The 16315-nt window shown below is 49.4% G+C and carries 15 protein-coding genes and 1 riboswitch; of the genes, 5 read left to right on the forward strand and 10 right to left on the reverse strand.

Annotated features, from left to right (window positions below):
- Positions 1–46: 46 nt before the first annotated feature.
- The 7 genes from guaA to miaB all read right to left on the reverse strand — a co-directional run bounded on the left by guaA (position 47) and on the right by miaB (position 9087).
- On the reverse strand, positions 47–1567 hold the full coding sequence (gene guaA, locus ACZ5ZZ_RS08940) for a glutamine-hydrolyzing GMP synthase (protein WP_464130731.1): 1521 nt from the start codon (positions 1565–1567) through the stop codon (positions 47–49).
- Positions 1568–1570: 3 nt separating this feature from the next.
- Positions 1571–3034 (reverse strand): IMP dehydrogenase, encoded by a 1464-nt coding sequence (gene guaB / locus ACZ5ZZ_RS08945; protein WP_464138996.1) that lies wholly within the window; start codon positions 3032–3034, stop codon positions 1571–1573.
- Positions 3035–3111: 77 nt separating this feature from the next.
- Positions 3112–3621, reverse strand: coding sequence for a gamma carbonic anhydrase family protein (locus ACZ5ZZ_RS08950; RefSeq protein WP_464130734.1), 510 nt, complete (start codon positions 3619–3621; stop codon positions 3112–3114).
- A 51-nt stretch (positions 3622–3672) separates the two neighbouring features.
- Positions 3673–4848: a patatin-like phospholipase family protein gene (locus ACZ5ZZ_RS08955; RefSeq protein WP_464130735.1), complete on the reverse strand. Its 1176-nt coding sequence runs from the start codon at positions 4846–4848 to the stop codon at positions 3673–3675.
- Positions 4849–4905: 57 nt separating this feature from the next.
- Complete coding sequence (locus ACZ5ZZ_RS08960; protein ID WP_464138998.1) at positions 4906–7146, reverse strand: cation:proton antiporter domain-containing protein; 2241 nt, start codon at positions 7144–7146, stop codon at positions 4906–4908.
- Between the two features lie 19 nt (positions 7147–7165).
- A complete protein-coding gene (locus tag ACZ5ZZ_RS08965) occupies positions 7166–7723 on the reverse strand; it encodes a bifunctional nuclease family protein (RefSeq protein WP_464130738.1) in 558 nt (185 codons plus the stop codon).
- Between the two features lie 2 nt (positions 7724–7725).
- On the reverse strand, positions 7726–9087 hold the full coding sequence (miaB, locus tag ACZ5ZZ_RS08970; protein WP_464121306.1) for a tRNA (N6-isopentenyl adenosine(37)-C2)-methylthiotransferase MiaB: 1362 nt from the start codon (positions 9085–9087) through the stop codon (positions 7726–7728).
- A gap of 90 nt (positions 9088–9177) precedes the next feature.
- On the opposite strand from miaB, the gene ACZ5ZZ_RS08975 reads away from it, so the two are divergent.
- Both ACZ5ZZ_RS08975 and ACZ5ZZ_RS08980 read left to right on the forward strand, forming a co-directional pair.
- Positions 9178–9807, forward strand: a complete 630-nt coding sequence (locus tag ACZ5ZZ_RS08975; protein ID WP_464130740.1) for a hypothetical protein — start codon at positions 9178–9180, stop codon at positions 9805–9807.
- Positions 9808–9910: 103 nt separating this feature from the next.
- Positions 9911–10663 carry a substrate-binding periplasmic protein gene (locus tag ACZ5ZZ_RS08980; RefSeq protein ID WP_464138999.1) on the forward strand — a complete coding sequence of 251 codons (753 nt, stop codon included), beginning with the start codon at positions 9911–9913 and terminating at the stop codon, positions 10661–10663.
- A gap of 75 nt (positions 10664–10738) precedes the next feature.
- Here the strand turns inward: ACZ5ZZ_RS08980 and ACZ5ZZ_RS08985 are convergent, their stop codons facing one another.
- From ACZ5ZZ_RS08985 to ACZ5ZZ_RS08995, 3 genes are all read right to left on the reverse strand, one after another.
- On the reverse strand, positions 10739–11218 hold the full coding sequence (locus ACZ5ZZ_RS08985; RefSeq protein WP_464121309.1) for a hypothetical protein: 480 nt from the start codon (positions 11216–11218) through the stop codon (positions 10739–10741).
- Positions 11211–11308, reverse strand: a riboswitch (purine riboswitch). Its footprint overlaps the gene before it by 8 nt.
- Positions 11309–11573: 265 nt before the next feature.
- Positions 11574–12473: a hypothetical protein gene (locus ACZ5ZZ_RS08990; RefSeq protein WP_464130742.1), complete on the reverse strand. Its 900-nt coding sequence runs from the start codon at positions 12471–12473 to the stop codon at positions 11574–11576.
- Between the two features lie 65 nt (positions 12474–12538).
- On the reverse strand, positions 12539–13519 hold the full coding sequence (locus ACZ5ZZ_RS08995; RefSeq protein ID WP_464130744.1) for a DUF4097 family beta strand repeat-containing protein: 981 nt from the start codon (positions 13517–13519) through the stop codon (positions 12539–12541).
- Positions 13520–13651: 132 nt separating this feature from the next.
- Here ACZ5ZZ_RS08995 and ACZ5ZZ_RS09000 point away from each other — a divergent pair, with 132 nt between their 5' ends.
- The 3 genes from ACZ5ZZ_RS09000 to ACZ5ZZ_RS09010 are packed head-to-tail and all read left to right on the forward strand — an operon-like array spanning position 13652 to position 16193.
- Positions 13652–14827, forward strand: coding sequence for a thiolase family protein (locus ACZ5ZZ_RS09000; RefSeq protein WP_464121312.1), 1176 nt, complete (start codon positions 13652–13654; stop codon positions 14825–14827).
- 2 nt (positions 14828–14829) lie between these two features.
- Complete coding sequence (locus ACZ5ZZ_RS09005; protein WP_464130745.1) at positions 14830–15528, forward strand: CoA transferase subunit A; 699 nt, start codon at positions 14830–14832, stop codon at positions 15526–15528.
- Between the two features lie 8 nt (positions 15529–15536).
- A complete protein-coding gene (locus ACZ5ZZ_RS09010) occupies positions 15537–16193 on the forward strand; it encodes a CoA transferase subunit B (RefSeq protein ID WP_464139001.1) in 657 nt (218 codons plus the stop codon).
- The last annotated feature ends 122 nt before the right edge of the window (positions 16194–16315 follow it).

Consider the following 16315-nt stretch of genomic DNA (forward strand, 5'->3'; position numbering starts at 1 on the left):
CGGCCCTTGACGCCAAGCTTCTGCAAAAGTGAGCAGGTACCTTGGATTATTCCCACTCGATGGTGCCGGGGGGTTTACTGGTGATGTCGTAGACGACGCGGTTGACACCTTTGACTTTGTTGGTGATCAGGTTGGACACTTCACGCAAAAATTGGAATTCAAACGGATACCAGTCTGCGGTCATGCCATCGCTGGAGGTCACAGCACGCAACGCCAGCACGTGATCATAGGTCCTGGAGTCCCCTTGAACACCCACGGTCTTTACCGGCAAGAGCACACAGAAAGCCTGCCAAATTTTCTCATAAAGACCGCGCCGACGAAGCTCTGAAATATAAACTTCATCCGCCTCTTTAAGAATTTTCAATTTCTCTTTCGTGACCTCACCCAACACTCGAATGGCCAAGCCAGGTCCCGGGAAGGGGTGACGCCACAACATTTCCTGAGGCAAACCCAACTGCGCCCCCAGCGCACGCACTTCATCCTTAAACAGTTCACGCACCGGCTCGACCAAACCAAGCTTCATCTTCTCTGGCAGACCACCTACGTTGTGATGCGATTTAATCGTCACACTGCCGCCTATCGAAGACACACTTTCAATCACGTCCGGATACAGCGTCCCCTGGGCCAGCCACTTGATCGGCAAACTGTGATCGTAGCTCTTATCAAAAACCTCGATAAAAACACGACCGATGGTCTTGCGTTTGTCCTCCGGATCCTCCTTGCCTTTTAACTCAGACAAAAACTCTTCCGAGGCATCCACGCCCTTCACATTCAAACCGATGCCGCGATAGGATTCCAAGACACTTTCAAATTCATTTTTTCGAAGCAATCCATTATCAACGAACACACAATGAACCCGCTCTGCCCCCAAAGCCTTGGTCAGCAGTGTCGCCACCACGGTGGAATCCACCCCACCACTTAAGCCCACCAGAACATGATCTGTCGGACCCACTTTTTCCTGAACTTCCTTGATCAATATATCTTTAATATGAGGTGCATCCCAGTCGGCCGGAGCCTGACACATGCCTGAGGCAAAATATTTCAGAAGATCCAAACCATGATCCGTGTGCGCCACTTCAGGATGGAATTGCACAGCCAGAACACCTGGCCCCTGCATCGCCGCAGGATGATGACCGTCTGACATACCGATGATCGAAAAACCTTCCGGAACCTTCTCAACCACGTCGCCGTGGCTCATCCAAACTTTTTGTTTTTGCGGAACCCCTGGAACCGGACTGGACCATGTTACATAATTCAAGCCGTACTCACGATGATCCGCCTTCGTGACTTTTCCACCCAACTGATGAGTCAAAAGCTGCATCCCATAACAAACACCCATCACAGGACTTATGTTACGAAGCTCTGCGACGTCTCTTTGCGGAGAACCTTTTTCATAAACCGAGTTCGGACCACCGCTCAGGATGATTCCATAGGGATTTTTTTTGCGAATCTCTGCCGTAGGATATTCGAAAGAATGAATTTCTGAATAAAAACCCAGTTCGCGCAAGCGGCGGGCGATGAGCTGGGTGAACTGGGAACCGAAATCAAGAATAACAAAACCACGCATAACTTACGACTCACTTCTGTAGTTAGGAGCTTCTTTGGTGATACTGACATCGTGAACGTGAGACTCGCGCAGCCCCATAGCGGAGATCTGCACAAACTTCGCCTTGCTTTGCAGTTCATCGATATTGCGTGCGCCCACATATCCCATACCGGACTTCAAACCACCAACAAGCTGATGGATCACACCGGAAGCGGAACCCTTGTAAGCCACTTTGCCCTCAATGCCTTCCGGGACAAGCTTGTCATTTTCTTCCACATCCATCTGACCATAACGATCTTTGGAGCCTTTGGACATGGCACCCAAACTGCCCATGCCGCGATAAACCTTATAAGTTCGCCCCTGGAACAAAATGGTCTCTCCCGGAGATTCCTCCGCCCCGGCCAGAAGATTTCCGATCATCACTGAATTAGCCCCCAAGGCCAGGGCTTTGGTGATATCACCCGAGAACTTGATGCCTCCGTCTGCGATAATGGTTTTACCACGAGCGCGCGCCACCTTGGCGCACTCGATCACCGCAGAGATCTGCGGCATACCGACTCCGGCCACCACGCGGGTTGTACAGATACTTCCCGGGCCAACACCGACCTTCACAACCTCCGCACCGGCGTCCAGCAGGGCCAGAGTCCCTTCGGCGGTCACCACGTTACCAGCCACCACAATCACATCTTTGTGCTTCTGAGAAATATACTTCACCATTTCGATTACGTTTTTAGAATGCCCGTGAGCCGTATCCACACACAACACATCCACGTCGGCGGCCACCAAAGCCTCCACGCGGTCGCGAGAATCCGCCCCCACGCCCACTGCGGCGCCGACGAACAGACGTCCGTGCTCGTCCTTGGTCGCCTGTGGATAATTCTTGGCTTTTTCAATATCCTTGATCGTGATCAGACCTTTGAGCTTACCTTTCGCATCCACCACCGGCAATTTTTCGATGCGGTGTTTTTGCAGGATCTTTTTTGCTTCATCCAACGTGGTTCCCATTTTCGCTGTGACCAGATTTTCTTTAGTCATCAGATTACGAATGGGCTGATTAAAGTTTTCCTCAAAGCGCAGATCGCGATTGGTCAAAATCCCCACCAACTCGCCGTTCACCGTCACCGGAACACCGCTGATGGAATACTTCTCCATCAATGCCACGGCTTCTTCGACAAGGTGATCAGGCCCCAGTGTGATCGGATCCATGATCATTCCACTTTCGTACTTTTTAACCTTCTCGACTTCCAAGGCCTGCTTTTCGATGTCCAGATTTTTATGAATAATCCCCAGACCACCATGCTGAGCCATCACACGCGCAATGCGGTTTTCTGTCACCGTATCCATCGCCGCAGAAATAATGGGCGTATTCAGGTACTTTCCGCGAGCAAACAGCGAGCGAGGCACCACATCCGTGGGGGTGATCTCAGAATATTGGGGAAGAAGAAGAATATCGTCGAACGTCAATGCGTAAGGGACTTCACGATCCATAACAAAGCTCCTAGAGGCAGGTTTTTGTTATTTTGTGCGGAAATCCCCTTCAGTTCAAGAAAAACCGGGACAATAATTTATTCGTACCAGGTCTTGTAGAGAAGGTAGTTATCGGCTGATTTTTCCAGCAACGCCACTTCTTCATCCGTCAGAGACCTTTTCACTTTTCCGGGTCGCCCCACGACCAGACTGCGTGGCGGAATTTCAGTGCCTTCGACCAACAACGTTCCGGCACCAATCAAACAATGTTCGCCGACTTTACAGCCATCCATCACAATGGAACCCATTCCCACCAGGGTGCCTCGACCAATCTCGCAACCATGCAACATCACCAGATGCCCAATCGTCACACGATCATGAAGCGTTGTTCCCCATTTCCCATAGGTACCATGCAAGACGCTGCCATCCTGAACATTGACCTCTCTGCCAATTCGGATAGGCATCACATCACCACGAACCACCACATTGTACCAAATGGAGGACCCTTCACCAATTTCCACATCACTGATGATTCGGGCGTTATCAGCAATAAAAACTCTTTCAGCAATAACCGGGGATTTGCCACGGGCACGTACTAATTCACTCATAGACACCTCAACTTTAAGGCTAAAGTCTTAAGTCTCAGGAGGCAACCTGTACTATGCGGATCTTGACGGTTTCCTGACAGATTCCTGGTTATTCTGCGTCAGGAACTCCGTGATCCGATCTTGTTCTTTCATTCCGTCTGAAAACCCGATTTCGATCAATTGACGGCAGTATTGGGGCGTAAACATAAGATAGCTGAACATCTCACTGGACTCATCCAAAGATCCCGGCCCCCGCAAAATATAACGAATGATTCGTGGCAGCTCATTTTCCCTTTTTTTTGCCAATTCCGAAAAATCAACTGAGGGCGCAATCCACAAAGCATCGACTTTACGCATAGCAACCCGAGCCTTTTCTTCCTCAGACAAAGCACTCAAGCTGTCATTAACCTGATTGATTCTTTGAATATCGGACTCCAGCCCATCCATCATCACCGCGTTCATTAAAACATTAGCCACGCGAGCCACCGTAGGAACCTCCGAGTCGCCTTTATTGTGATAACTGTAGAACGTATCCTGCCGACGACGCACACCGATGGCAATCACCCGCTCGGCCCCAAGATAAATGGCCGGACCACAAGGCGACTGATTGCGAATACAGCCGTCGCCATAGTAACGCCCCTGAATCTGAATAGGAGGAAACAGCAGTGGAATAGCCGAGGAGGCCATGACATGTTCCACCCCCAAAATCGCCTTTTCACTTCGATGCATTCCACGCTCCCAGGTCGGCAAATCAGATTGCCCCTGAAAAAATGTCACCGTGGCGATACTCTCATAATCCAATGCTGACACTGACACCGCTTGCAGTTGTCCCGCATTGATCTTTTTCTGAATTTCCTGAAACTTGCAGGCCTCCGTCAGAAAGGTACTCAATGGATGAGTGCTCAGCAGCGATCTCAAGGCCATGCCATCTTTACCCCGACTTCCCAGAGAAAGTTCCGTCATCCACTGCAAGCCCCCGCGGGACAGCGCCATCAAATCGGCGTAGAAAACATTGTCACTGTCGATTTTACTCCAGAGGTTGACCAAATTTTTACTGCTGGGAACAAAGTTGGAAGCTTGTGCCGCTAGCAAGGCCACGTTGATAGCCCCGGCACTGACTCCGGAATAAATTTGAAAAGGATTTTCAATTTTCTGGCGCGAGCAGATATGGGCTATCGCCGCAATAACACCGGCCTGATAAGCCCCACGGGCACCACCACCAGATAAAACAAGGCCCAGGGTCGGCATAGCCCCTCCTGCTAAAATTTTAGGTAGCGGAAGAGGCCTGAAGCAATGAAAAGAGTTTTAAACTGTCACCTGACTTTGCTTTTTGTCAGAGACCAGCCATATCAGATCCCCCTCTTGCAGAACAAAACTGGCCCGCGGGCCCAAAATCCGCTGCGGACCTCGCTCTATCCCCACGACCATGCCGTGGTAGGCCTCTCGAATCCCGCTGTCGCGAATAGTTTTATCTTTGCACTTGGAAGTCTCATTCACCACAAAGGACGACAAACGATAATCTTCCTGCCGCGTGACTGCTTCGGGATTCAGAATCTGCGCCGCCTTTTCCTGCTCAAGGAACGTATGAAAACTTTGCAGCTCTTCTTCACTGCCAAAACAAATCAACTTATCATAGGGCCACAGGACAAACTCGCCATCTGGCGCAAAATAACGCTTGGAACCACGATACACTGCTGCCACATTCACGCCGTACTTTTCTTTGAATGAAAGACTGCGCAGATTCTGACCCACCAGCACCGACTCTGCTGAAAGATCGTAACTTCCCAAGCTCGCATCCCAAGGAAGAAAATGTTTCGCCACGTCGGAAGAAATCAGTTCTTTCCTCTCTTTTTCAGTCAGATTCTTGAGGAAGTTTTTTTCAATAAACTGATACAAACGGCGAACCCAGAACTGTCCGGCCAGCGCGGCAATCGCAATCACCGCCACGATCAGCCCCAAAGCCATCTTCAAAGTCACAAACTGAATGACGACAGCATTTAATAGCAACAATGCCAGAACAATACGCCCTACAAAAATTCCAAATTGAAGACCTCGCAGCTTTTCCAGCTCTTCAAATTCGCGCTGCGCTTTTAAAGCAGGTCCTCCCATCACCAAGCCCCAGAAGAAAGGAGCCATCAAGACCAAGCAGATGAACAATGAAATGCCGCCAGCCCAGGGACTTTGCTCCATGTAACGTTGAACCTCTGCGTTCAGCAAGGCTTTGTACGCCCCCAGAATGGCAATGACCATCACGGTATTTAGCAGAATCTTGATGCCATAGGTTTTCAGAATCAAAGAGCCCACACCGTTGGAACCTTCCCGATTGAAAGAAGCCTGATAACGGTCCAGCATATTTTTAATCCCCTCGGGAAGCCGAGCCTCAACCCAGCGATACACGGGTTCCGCCACTTTTGTCAGGTAAGGTGTCGTGAATGTGGTCACCGCCGAAACGGCGATCGCCAAAGGATAAAGAAAGTCGCTGGTCACTTTCAGAGTCACGCCCAAAGACGCAATGATAAATGAGAATTCTCCGATTTGCGCCAGACTCATCCCCGCCTGGAAAGACTTCTTTCGGCTTTGTCCGGAAAGTATTGCCCCCAGGAAGGTGCTGATGAACTTACCGACAATCGTCACCAAGGTCACAAGGATCACCAAATCCCAACGCTCAATCAGGATCTTGGGGTCAATCATCATGCCCACGGATACAAAGAAGATGGCGGCAAAAAGATTTTTCACCGGAGTCAGGACATGCTCCATTTTATGGCCTTCGGGGGTTTCAGCCAGCAGGGATCCCATCACAAAGGCTCCCAGAGCCGGGGAGAAACCCACACCCGCGGCAATAATCACCATCATAAAGCAAAGACCTATGGACACCAGAAGCAGGGTTTCCTCTTCCAGAAGCCGACGTATCTTTCTTAAGAAGATCGGAATCAGGAAAATACCGACAACAAACCACAAGGCGATATAGAACAAAAGACGCAGACCTGAAAAGGCCAGCTCCGATCCGGAGACCGCGCCGGAACCGGCAATCGCCGCCAATAGTACCAGAAGCAATATCGCAACAATGTCTTCAACAACCAAAATCCCGAACACCAGCTCTACAAATTTCTGCCCTTTCATTCCCAATTCATGGAATGCCCTGACAATAATCGTGGTTGAGGACATTGACAGAATGGCTCCGAAGAACAAACTGTCAATGTTGTTCCAGCCCAGCATGCGCCCGACCAGATAACCAAAGCCGATCATAAAGATAATTTCAAAGACGGCCGTGAAGGCCGCAGATCCCCCGACCTTGAAAAGCTTCTTGAAGCTGAACTCCAGACCCAAACTGAACAAAAGAAAGATCACGCCGATCTCTGACCAGACTTGAATACTCGCCTTGTCTACAACCGTCGGAAGAAAGGGCACATGGGGACTAACCAAAAAGCCCGCAATCAGATAGCCCAGAACCTGAGGCTGGCCGAGCTTTTTAAACAACAGCGTCGACAACGCTGCAATCATCAGGATAAAACCAAGATCCGTAATCAAATGAGGCAGATGATGCATGCCTCAATGATTACAAAAACTAGTTCAAATATCCAGATCCTTTGTCCAACAGACCAAAATTTTGCAACTTTTGTGCAGCGCCCTCAGTCTCAGCACTCATCACACGAGAACGACCGATAAAGCTTTTTGTCGCAAATAGAGGCACTTGCAGATACAAGCACAACGACATGGCCTCATCCGCACGCAGCTTCACCGAATTCATCTGCGGATGGCCGCTGATATAAAGACGCAGATACTGATGGGCTCCTTTAATTTCAACAAAGACAGCCTGTTTGATTTCAATTCCCAAAGAATTCAAAAGCATCGCCGTGAACTTGTGCGGAGATGATTCCAGAATCATACGATTGCTTTGAGACAACGCAACCCCTGCATCAATCGCACTGACCGCCACCGGAAGTGTGTACTGATGCCCTTCGTCCTTTAGAAGCAAAAAAGGGCGAGTCGCATCTGTGGTCACGGAAAGCCCGTAAGGAAAAAGTTGCACCAGCTCATTTTGATGGAAGATTTCCTCTTCCTGAGTCTCATTTGCAAAGACGATTTGCGCTTTGAAATTCTCAAAATCCAAAACTTCTTTCATGATTAAACCATCTCTCCTCTAAACACCGCAGGGAAGGCTTTGGTGATTTTCACATCGACCGTTTTACCGATCAAATCCGCCGTCCCCAGGAAGTGCACAAGCTTATTGCTGGTGCTGCGTCCCTGAATTTTTCCGTGATCCCGATCCACACTTTCCACCAGAACTTTCATGGTGGTGCCCTCGTACTTTTTCACAGCCTCAAAGGCCATGGCCTCATGAACATCAAAAAGACGATTCAGTCGTTCGTTTTTGACGTCTTCAGGCACCTGATCCTCGAACTTCGCCGCTTTTGTGAACGGACGTGGGGAATAGGCGAAAGCAAAGATCGTTTCAAATCCGACTTCCGTCACCATATTCAAAGTGTCTTGGAAATCCTCTTCCGTTTCGCCAGGGAAACCCACGATGATATCGGTCGAAAAGCAGACATTTGGCAGACCCTTTTTAATCATGGCAATCCGCTGCAGATACTCTTCCCTGGTGTAGTTGCGATTCATGCGCTCCAACACCTTGGTACTGCCCGCCTGGAATGGCAGATGGATGTATTCCATGATCTTATCAGAATGCTCTGCCATCACATCCACCAACTTCTGATTGAAATCCTTGGGATGAGACGTCGTGTAGCGAATGCGCTCAATGTCGGTTTCTTTGGCCACCAAGGCCAGCAGATCCGCAAAATCAACGCCCTCTTCACCTTTATAAGAGTTTACATTCTGACCGAGAAGCGTGACTTCTTTCACACCACGCTTCACCAGATGACGAATGTCGGTCAGAATGTGCTGAACCGGGCGGGACTTTTCACGTCCGCGCGTATAGGGTACAACACAGAAAGTGCAGAAGTTGTCACACCCTTTGGTGATATTCACATAGGTCGCCACACCGGGATTTCGCACCAGAGTTTCAATATGATAAGGCGTCCTGTGCTGGAAGCGGGAGTTGACCAGTTTCTTTTCGCCGGCGAACGATTGCGCCACCAGTTGAGGAAGGTTGTCGATCTGATCGGTTCCGAAGACAAAGTCGATCATGGGCTGAGTCTTGATCAGATTCTCTTTTTCCTGCTGCCCCACGCAGCCACCGACTCCGATTTTCAGATTCGGATTCTTACGCTTCATGTGTTTGTAAGTGCCGACCTCGGAATAGACCTTGTGCACCGGCTTTTCACGCACACTGCAGGAGTTGATAATGATCAGCGACGCCTCTTTCGGATCGCGCACAGGAACGAAGTTCTGCATCTCCAAGAGGGCGTACATTCGTTCCGTGTCATTCACGTTCATCTGACAACCGTAAGTGGAAATATAGACCCCTCGGCCCATACCGATGTCCGTATTTTTCTCAACGCTTTCAGGATTTTGAGTGATGTTATCCACGAGTTCTTACCTCTTGTGTCATCAAAAAAGTTGAGTTATAGAGGAGCGTCTTAGAAATGTCAAAAAATGAAGTTCGATGGAGATCTGCTCATGAACCCAAGACTGAAAAGCTCAAAAAAATGGACCGCCTTCCCTAAAGAGTACTCAGATCAGATTTTGGGAGTTTTCAAAGAAAACTTTGCCCAGTATCTTGGCAACGCCGAACTTCTTATCGAAGGCCGCATTTACCAGGAAGAAATAGCGCTACGCGTTGGCTATCTGGAAGAAGGTCGTTTGGCTCAGGCGAACTTCGAAGTTTCCATGAACTATTCTCAGGAACAGCAAGACGCCATCACACGCATCCACAACTGTGTCGATGCCGCAGCCAGCATGATGATGGAGTATCTTGAAAACAACGGCGAAGTCGATTTCCCCTACACTTGGAAAGAAGTTCCTTTTCAAGGCAAAAAAATCTATCTGCGCTTCTCAACTGAAAATTCATCTTTGGAGGCCGAGGCCAACAAACTTTTAGGTTTGAATGAAGACGAAATGCTTCATGATGACGAAAATGAAATGGACGAAGATGCCTTAAGCCGCGCAGAACACAGCGAAGAGCTTTCTCCTCCTCGCGATGAAGATGACTTCACCGACGAAGACTCAGAAACCGAGAGCGAGGACGACTCAGAGGAAGACAAAGGCCCCAAAATGTTTGGCGGAAAAGGGAAGAAGTCTTTGCACTAAAAAGCTTCCCAAAATTCCGCAGAACAGAATAGTTGCGCTTTCTTGAACAAGATTCTTTTTCACTTGGTTCATTCTCACGAACAAGAGATAATGAGAATCTATCATGATTCAAAATGCCCTCTTTTTGCTTCTATTCTGCACGCCCTTCGCCGCTCAATCCGAGACTATCATCATCAATGGTGAGGACGACTGGGCTCCCTATGCATCAGCCTCGCCAGACTATAAAGACGTCATCGGTCTTGCACCCGATATAGTAAAAGCCGCTTTTAAATCACAAGGAGTTCGAGTCATCACCCGCCCCGTACCCTTTGCACGCTGCCTGCATGAGGTGGACGAAGGCAAGGCCCTTGGCTGCTTTGACACCGTGATCAGCATCGAAACCCAAGGGAAGTACATCTTTCATTCGACACCGATATTTGAAGCAGACATGGTTGTTTACGGATCGCTGAATGAAACCAAACGCCCGACGAACTTTAATGATCTGGAAGGCAAAATTGTCGGAACCACCAACGGCTACACTTACCCTACAGAGTTTCTGCAGAACAAACGCATCACTCATTCACCAGGTCCCACCGAAAGATCCCAGCTGGAAAAGCTGGCCAGTGGACGGGTTCACTATGCCGTTCTTTGGGGCCTGACTGCGGCCCATCTTTTGCGGAAAAATCCTGCCTTAAGTAAAAAGGTAAAACCCTTGGGAGTCATCTCCCGCACAGGTTTATATCTGAGTTTTTCAAAGAAACACAAAGACGGAAGCAAGTACGCCGCCATTCTTGAAAAAGGATTACAAACCATCATCAGCAACGGAACCTACGCTCGCATCACTGCAAAGTTCAATGCAGTTCAATCCGAAAAATAAAAACCTTAAAAACAAAAATGCCCATGCCTTCGTCAGACATGGGCGCCCCCTCGACAGAGAGAATATTCTTGTAGATTAAAGAGCTCTTACGCGAGCTTCAATTGTTGGAACCTCATCCAGGTGATGTTTGGCCTGAATGATGATTTCCACGGCATCTTTCTGCAACAAACGACCCGCCGCCATTTTCTCACAGATCAAAGCTTCCAATTTGTCCGTGATCTCATAGACACTTTCATGCTGAGGCCACAAGTTTCTGGAGTCATTGCTGCCACCTGCACACAACGGAATGTAGTGATCGATCTTGAAAGCCTGACGCTTCATAGAGCGAGTTCTGTAACCAAGTTGATCGTACTTTTGGAAGATAGCTGCTTTTTGAGATGTGGACACATCACGTTCGCAGTATTTGATTTTTTCAGGATATCGGTATTCGCTAGGACGGTTACAAAGGGCGCCCGGTGTCAACGCTTCGTCCGGCCCTTTAGGAAATGCCTCAAATGCTTGAGACAAGGTTGCAAAGAACAAAACCACAACAAATAAAGCTGCGCGCTTAAACATATCCGCTCCAAATAGACTGCCCTTTACGGTGGCAGGTAGAAACGTCAGACCCTATCTCTGACTTATATTTGAGTAACCGGGGTTAGTAGTAATGTTGAGATTTCCCATTTGCAATAAAATTCAAATCCATTAACGCACCTAAGCACATCAAAAAAAAGCAAAAAAAGACCCACCCTCTTCAGGCAGGTCTTCCCAAAATCTTTATATTTATCCCCAATAACCGAGAGCTAACCGTTCAAAAGGGTTCATCCGCAAGGCGGAGGCCCCTTTTCGAAACGGAGGCGTGCTCCAAGCACGTCGGAGTGAAGAAAAGGGGCCGACAACGCAGTCGGATGGGCCCTTTTCAACGGCCGACCTAGTATTCGTCGTCTTCTACGCCGGAACCGGAACCCTCTCCCATCCCACGCACTTCTTCAATAAATGCGCTATTATCCTCTTCAAACTCATTATCCACTGCAGATTCATCGATCTCCAGCTCTTGGATAGCAGCCAAGAAGTCTTTTTCCGTGCGCAAATCACGACGGATCATTTCCAGGAACTTGTCTGGATAACGGGACGTCAGTTCTTCCACGTAGCGCTCAAGCTTGCCATCTTGAAGGATCTTCTTACGAACTTGGATCTTCTTCCAGAACATCAGGTAGTGGTAACGGCAATAAGCATCCACGACAGCGATTTGATCGCAATCGCGAGCGCGGCAGTATCTACGACCCTCTGCGTCAGTCAAAACCACTTCTTCGTCGTTTTTGACCTTTTCTTCAGAAACCCACTCTTCGTCGACTTCGATTTCCTCTTCGGATTCCTCGACGGCTTTGAGCTCTTCTTCGTATTCACCGATTTCATCACCCATCAGGTCGTCATCGGCGATAAAATCGTCTTCCAGCTCTTCCTCTTCCTTTTCCTTTTTCGCTTTGCCTTTTTTAGGGGCTTTCGCCTCTTTTTTAGGCGCCGCTTTTTCAGGAACCGGCTGTGGCGTGACCTTTTTTTCCAGCTTTTTCGCCGCTTCGACCTTGGTTTCTTTAATTTCCTTGGTCTCTTTTACAGCTTTCACCGGGGCCTTCGCAGGCTTCACTTCCGGTTTTTTCTTCGCCTCAGGCTTTTTTGCCACCTTTACAGGGGCCTTATCAGCCTTCTTTTTCACAACGGCCTTAGGAGCTGGCTTTTTTGGAGCTGGCTTGGCCGCCGCTTTTGCGGGCGCTTTTTTAGCTGGTTTTGCTGCAGCCTTGGCTGCGGGCTTCTTTTTTACGATTTTTGCCATAGTTCTACCTAGATAGTGCTTTAGAGATCATTCCATCTGTCAGACATTTGAGAAAAGCTGTCAACTCATTTCACTGAAATAGTGCCTTCTTGACTGCGAACAAAAATGCTTCCTCTCGGCGCGTCGCCACGCAAACGACCACGTGCTGTTTTCTCCGCGCTCAACTTCGTCACGCGAACTTCTGGCGGAACGACAATTTCACCTTCCACCGTCATCAGATTCAGACTGGCTCCTGAACCCGGCGGAGTCTGAATACTCACGCGGCCTGATTTGGACTTCACATCCACTTCCGAATCCAACGCCATACCAATCGTCACAGCGCCGTCCTGATTCTGGCCCTCGATGCGTCCTTGGAAGCCCTGAATATTCAGGCTGCCCTTGCCACTTTCAAACTGAATGGTTCCGTTGCTTTGATTGACCTTCGCCGTGGACTGCTGGGCTGAAACAGTCAGGAAGCCGCGCACTTTTTCAACGTTCATCTGCCCCGAGAAAAGGGACGCCTCAACATCCCCCTGAACGTTCTTCAAAGTCATGGAACCAGAATAGGAGTCTGCACTGACTTTCCCCAGGTGATCCACCACGGACACATCCCCTTTTTGCACATAGACCTGCAAAGACCCCGCGCCATTCATGGAGGCCACACGCCCTTGAGTCAGGCTCACTTTCAAGTCTTTGTTCCACTTCTGCGCCACCACAGACCCACCGCGCAATTGAACGTCCGCAGGAAGCGCCGGGCCGATAATTTCGATTTTTTTCATTTGTGAAGCGGCCTTCGGCAAGATGTTCAGCCAGGTTCTTTTTCCGTCGTATTCATTCATACGGACTTCGATGATATTATTCTTCTTTTCGATCGTGAATAAACCTTCCGCACTGGATTGCTCCACCCCAGAGACACGCAGCGCAGTGCCGGGTTGCCCCACCATCTGAACTTGCGCCTCCAGACCTTTCAGGACCAGGCGATCTCCTTCAGAGACGGGAACTTCAAATGTGGCGGCCATCAGTGGCTGAAAAACGAGGTGGACAAGAATGAAACTGATCGCTGACATGCGTTGACTCCTTAACCCTGGCATTTGACTCTGCCTTTAAAATATAAAAAAGTATGCGGGCATTTACAATAAATTTGCAAGGGCCCCCAAGCCCAAGAGAAAAGCTTGGACAAAAAGCTAAAGAGGTAAAAAATGGAAAATGTCGTAATTGTGAGCAGTGTGAGAACTCCGGTAGCCTCCTTCCAAGGTGGTTTTGCTTCCGTACCAGCACCCAAACTGGGCGCTGTGGCCATCAAAGAAGCCATCACTCGCGCAGGTGTTTCTGCTGACGAAATTGACGAATGCATCATGGGTGAAGTGCTGACTGCAGGCGTGGGTCAGGCTCCAGCTCGTCAGGCAGCTCTTTTCGCCGGGCTTAAAAATTCCACTCCATGTCTGACCATCAACAAAGTCTGTGGCTCCGGTTTGAAATCTGTGATGCTGGCGGCCGACTCCATCGCTTTGGGGCACACAAAAATCGCTGTTGCCGGCGGCCAGGAAAACATGACTTTGGCGCCGCACTTGCTTGAAAACTCCCGTTCTGGTTACCGCATGGGTCCAACACAAATGACAGACTCCATGATCAAAGACGGCCTGTGGGATCCATACAATAACTTCCACATGGGAAATGCGGCGGAAATCTGCGTGAAAGAGCACAACTTCACTCGTGAAGAACAAGATGCTTTCGCAGTTGAATCCTACAAAAAAGCTCAGGATGCCTGGGCTAAGAATCTGTTCAAAAACGAAATCGCTCCTGTGACTGTTGAAGGTCGCAAAGGCGCTGTGACTGTGGATAAGGACGAAGAACCGTTCAACACCAACTTCGACAAAATCCCAGGCTTGAAACCTGCCTTCGACAAAACTGGCACCATCACTGCGGCTAATGCTTCCAAAATCAACGACGGTGCAGCGGCGCACGTTTTGATGTCTGAATCTGAAGCCAAAAAACGTGGCATCAAACCTTTGGCGAAAATCGTGGCGCATGGCACTTTCGCTCATGATCCAAAATACTTCACCACAGCTCCTGTGGGCGCGATCAAGGGCGCATTGGCAAAAGCCAATTTGAAGGTGGGCGACATTGATCTTTGGGAGATCAACGAAGCCTTTGCTGTTGTCACTCAGGTGGCGATGAAAGAACTTGAAATCCCGGCTGCCAAAGTCAACGTTCACGGTGGTGCGGTGGCTATCGGTCACCCGATCGGAGCTTCGGGCGCGCGCATTCTGACAACTTTGGTTCACGCTTTGCACACACACAACAAGCGCTATGGCTTGGCTACTTTGTGCATCGGCGGCGGCGAAGCGGTGGCTTTGATCATCGAGAAGGCTTAGTCATGAGCAAAAAAGTTTTTAAGGACGCCAAGAGTGCGCTCTTTGACGTCAAGGACAACATGACTCTGGTCTTGGGCGGCTTCGGCCTTTGCGGCATCCCGGAGAACTGCATCACGGTCCTGAATGAAATGGGCGTGAAAAATCTGACCTGCGTTTCCAACAACGCAGGTGTGGATGACTTCGGCCTGGGTCTGCTTTTGCAAAAGCGCCAGATCAAAAAAATGATCTCCTCTTATGTGGGTGAAAACGCTTTGTTCGAAAAGCTTTACATGAGTGGCGAACTGGAGCTTGAGTTCTGCCCTCAGGGAACCTTAGCCGAAAGAATCCGCGCCGGTGGTGCGGGTATCGCCGGGTTCTACACACCGACAGGAGTGGGAACTTTGGTGGCTGAAGGCAAAGAGATTAAAAACTTTGACGGCCGTGACTATGTTCTGGAAAGAGGCATCGTCGGTGACTTTGCCTTTGTGAAAGCCTGGAAGGGCGACAAGTTCGGAAATCTGATCTTCCGCAAAACTGCACGCAATTTCAATCCGATGGCAGCGACTGCTGGAAAAATCACAGTGGCCGAGGTCGAGGAGCTGGTGGAAATTGGCGAACTGGATCCGGATCAGATTCACACTCCAGGCGTGTATGTTCAGCGTATCTTCCAAGGTACGAACTACCAAAAGCGCATTGAACAAAAAACGATTGCCAAAGGTTAGGAAAGTTTATGCCATTAACAAGAGAGCAAATTGCACAACGTATCGCTCAAGAAGTTGAAGATGGTTACTGCGTAAATTTGGGAATCGGGATTCCTACATTGGTCGCCAACTACATCCCAAAAGACAAATTCGTTATGTTACAGAGCGAAAATGGTCTTTTGGGCATGGGTCCTTTCCCCAAAGAAGCCGATGTCGATGCGGATCTGATCAACGCCGGAAAACAAACTGTGACGGCTTTGCCGGGAGCAAGCTTCTTTTCCAGTGCTGACAGCTTTGCGATGATCCGCGGGGGTCATGTGGACCTGACGGTTTTGGGTGCGATGGAGGTTGATGAAACCGGCAGCATCGCCAACTGGATGGTTCCAGGCAAGATGGTCAAAGGCATGGGGGGCGCGATGGATCTTGTTGCCGGTGCTCGCAACGTGATCGTAGCCATGCAACACACCGACAAAGAAGGAAACTCCAAACTGCGCAGCAAGTGCACGCTTCCTTTGACCGGCGTAAGATGCATCAAGAAAATCGTCAGTGATTTCGGCGTGATCGAAATCACCCCTGAAGGGTTTGTTTTGAAAGAATACGCCCCGGATCTGTCTCCGGAAAAGGTGCTGGCAGCCACAGAGGGCAAAATGAAAATAGCCCCTGACTGCAAGCCCATGACATTCTAGTTTTGTGCTCAACGGCTTTCCCCCAAAGGAAGGCCGTTTTAATCTGAAACGCCCACCCCGACCCAACCCACCTAAGTCCAGCACCGCATTGCCCTGTCTAAGATTCCCATAGATAATAAAAA

This window comes from Bdellovibrio sp. HM001 (assembly GCF_055397275.1).

Excerpts from the sequence above, each read along its gene's own strand:
- ACZ5ZZ_RS09000 (WP_464121312.1), top strand. The coding sequence starts at position 13,652 with ATGGAAAATGTCGTAATTGTGAGCAGTGTGAGAACTCCGGTAGCCTCC.
- ACZ5ZZ_RS08965 (WP_464130738.1), bottom strand. The coding sequence starts at position 7,723 with ATGAAAGAAGTTTTGGATTTTGAGAATTTCAAAGCGCAAATCGTCTTT.
- ACZ5ZZ_RS08975 (WP_464130740.1), top strand. The coding sequence starts at position 9,178 with ATGAACCCAAGACTGAAAAGCTCAAAAAAATGGACCGCCTTCCCTAAA.
- ACZ5ZZ_RS09010 (WP_464139001.1), top strand. The coding sequence starts at position 15,537 with ATGCCATTAACAAGAGAGCAAATTGCACAACGTATCGCTCAAGAAGTT.
- guaA (WP_464130731.1), bottom strand. The coding sequence starts at position 1,567 with ATGCGTGGTTTTGTTATTCTTGATTTCGGTTCCCAGTTCACCCAGCTC.
- ACZ5ZZ_RS08960 (WP_464138998.1), bottom strand. The coding sequence starts at position 7,146 with ATGCATCATCTGCCTCATTTGATTACGGATCTTGGTTTTATCCTGATG.
- guaB (WP_464138996.1), bottom strand. The coding sequence starts at position 3,034 with ATGGATCGTGAAGTCCCTTACGCATTGACGTTCGACGATATTCTTCTT.
- ACZ5ZZ_RS08950 (WP_464130734.1), bottom strand. The coding sequence starts at position 3,621 with ATGAGTGAATTAGTACGTGCCCGTGGCAAATCCCCGGTTATTGCTGAA.
- ACZ5ZZ_RS08985 (WP_464121309.1), bottom strand. The coding sequence starts at position 11,218 with ATGTTTAAGCGCGCAGCTTTATTTGTTGTGGTTTTGTTCTTTGCAACC.
- ACZ5ZZ_RS09005 (WP_464130745.1), top strand. The coding sequence starts at position 14,830 with ATGAGCAAAAAAGTTTTTAAGGACGCCAAGAGTGCGCTCTTTGACGTC.
- ACZ5ZZ_RS08990 (WP_464130742.1), bottom strand. The coding sequence starts at position 12,473 with ATGGCAAAAATCGTAAAAAAGAAGCCCGCAGCCAAGGCTGCAGCAAAA.
- ACZ5ZZ_RS08955 (WP_464130735.1), bottom strand. The coding sequence starts at position 4,848 with ATGCCGACCCTGGGCCTTGTTTTATCTGGTGGTGGTGCCCGTGGGGCT.
- ACZ5ZZ_RS08995 (WP_464130744.1), bottom strand. The coding sequence starts at position 13,519 with ATGTCAGCGATCAGTTTCATTCTTGTCCACCTCGTTTTTCAGCCACTG.
- ACZ5ZZ_RS08980 (WP_464138999.1), top strand. The coding sequence starts at position 9,911 with ATGATTCAAAATGCCCTCTTTTTGCTTCTATTCTGCACGCCCTTCGCC.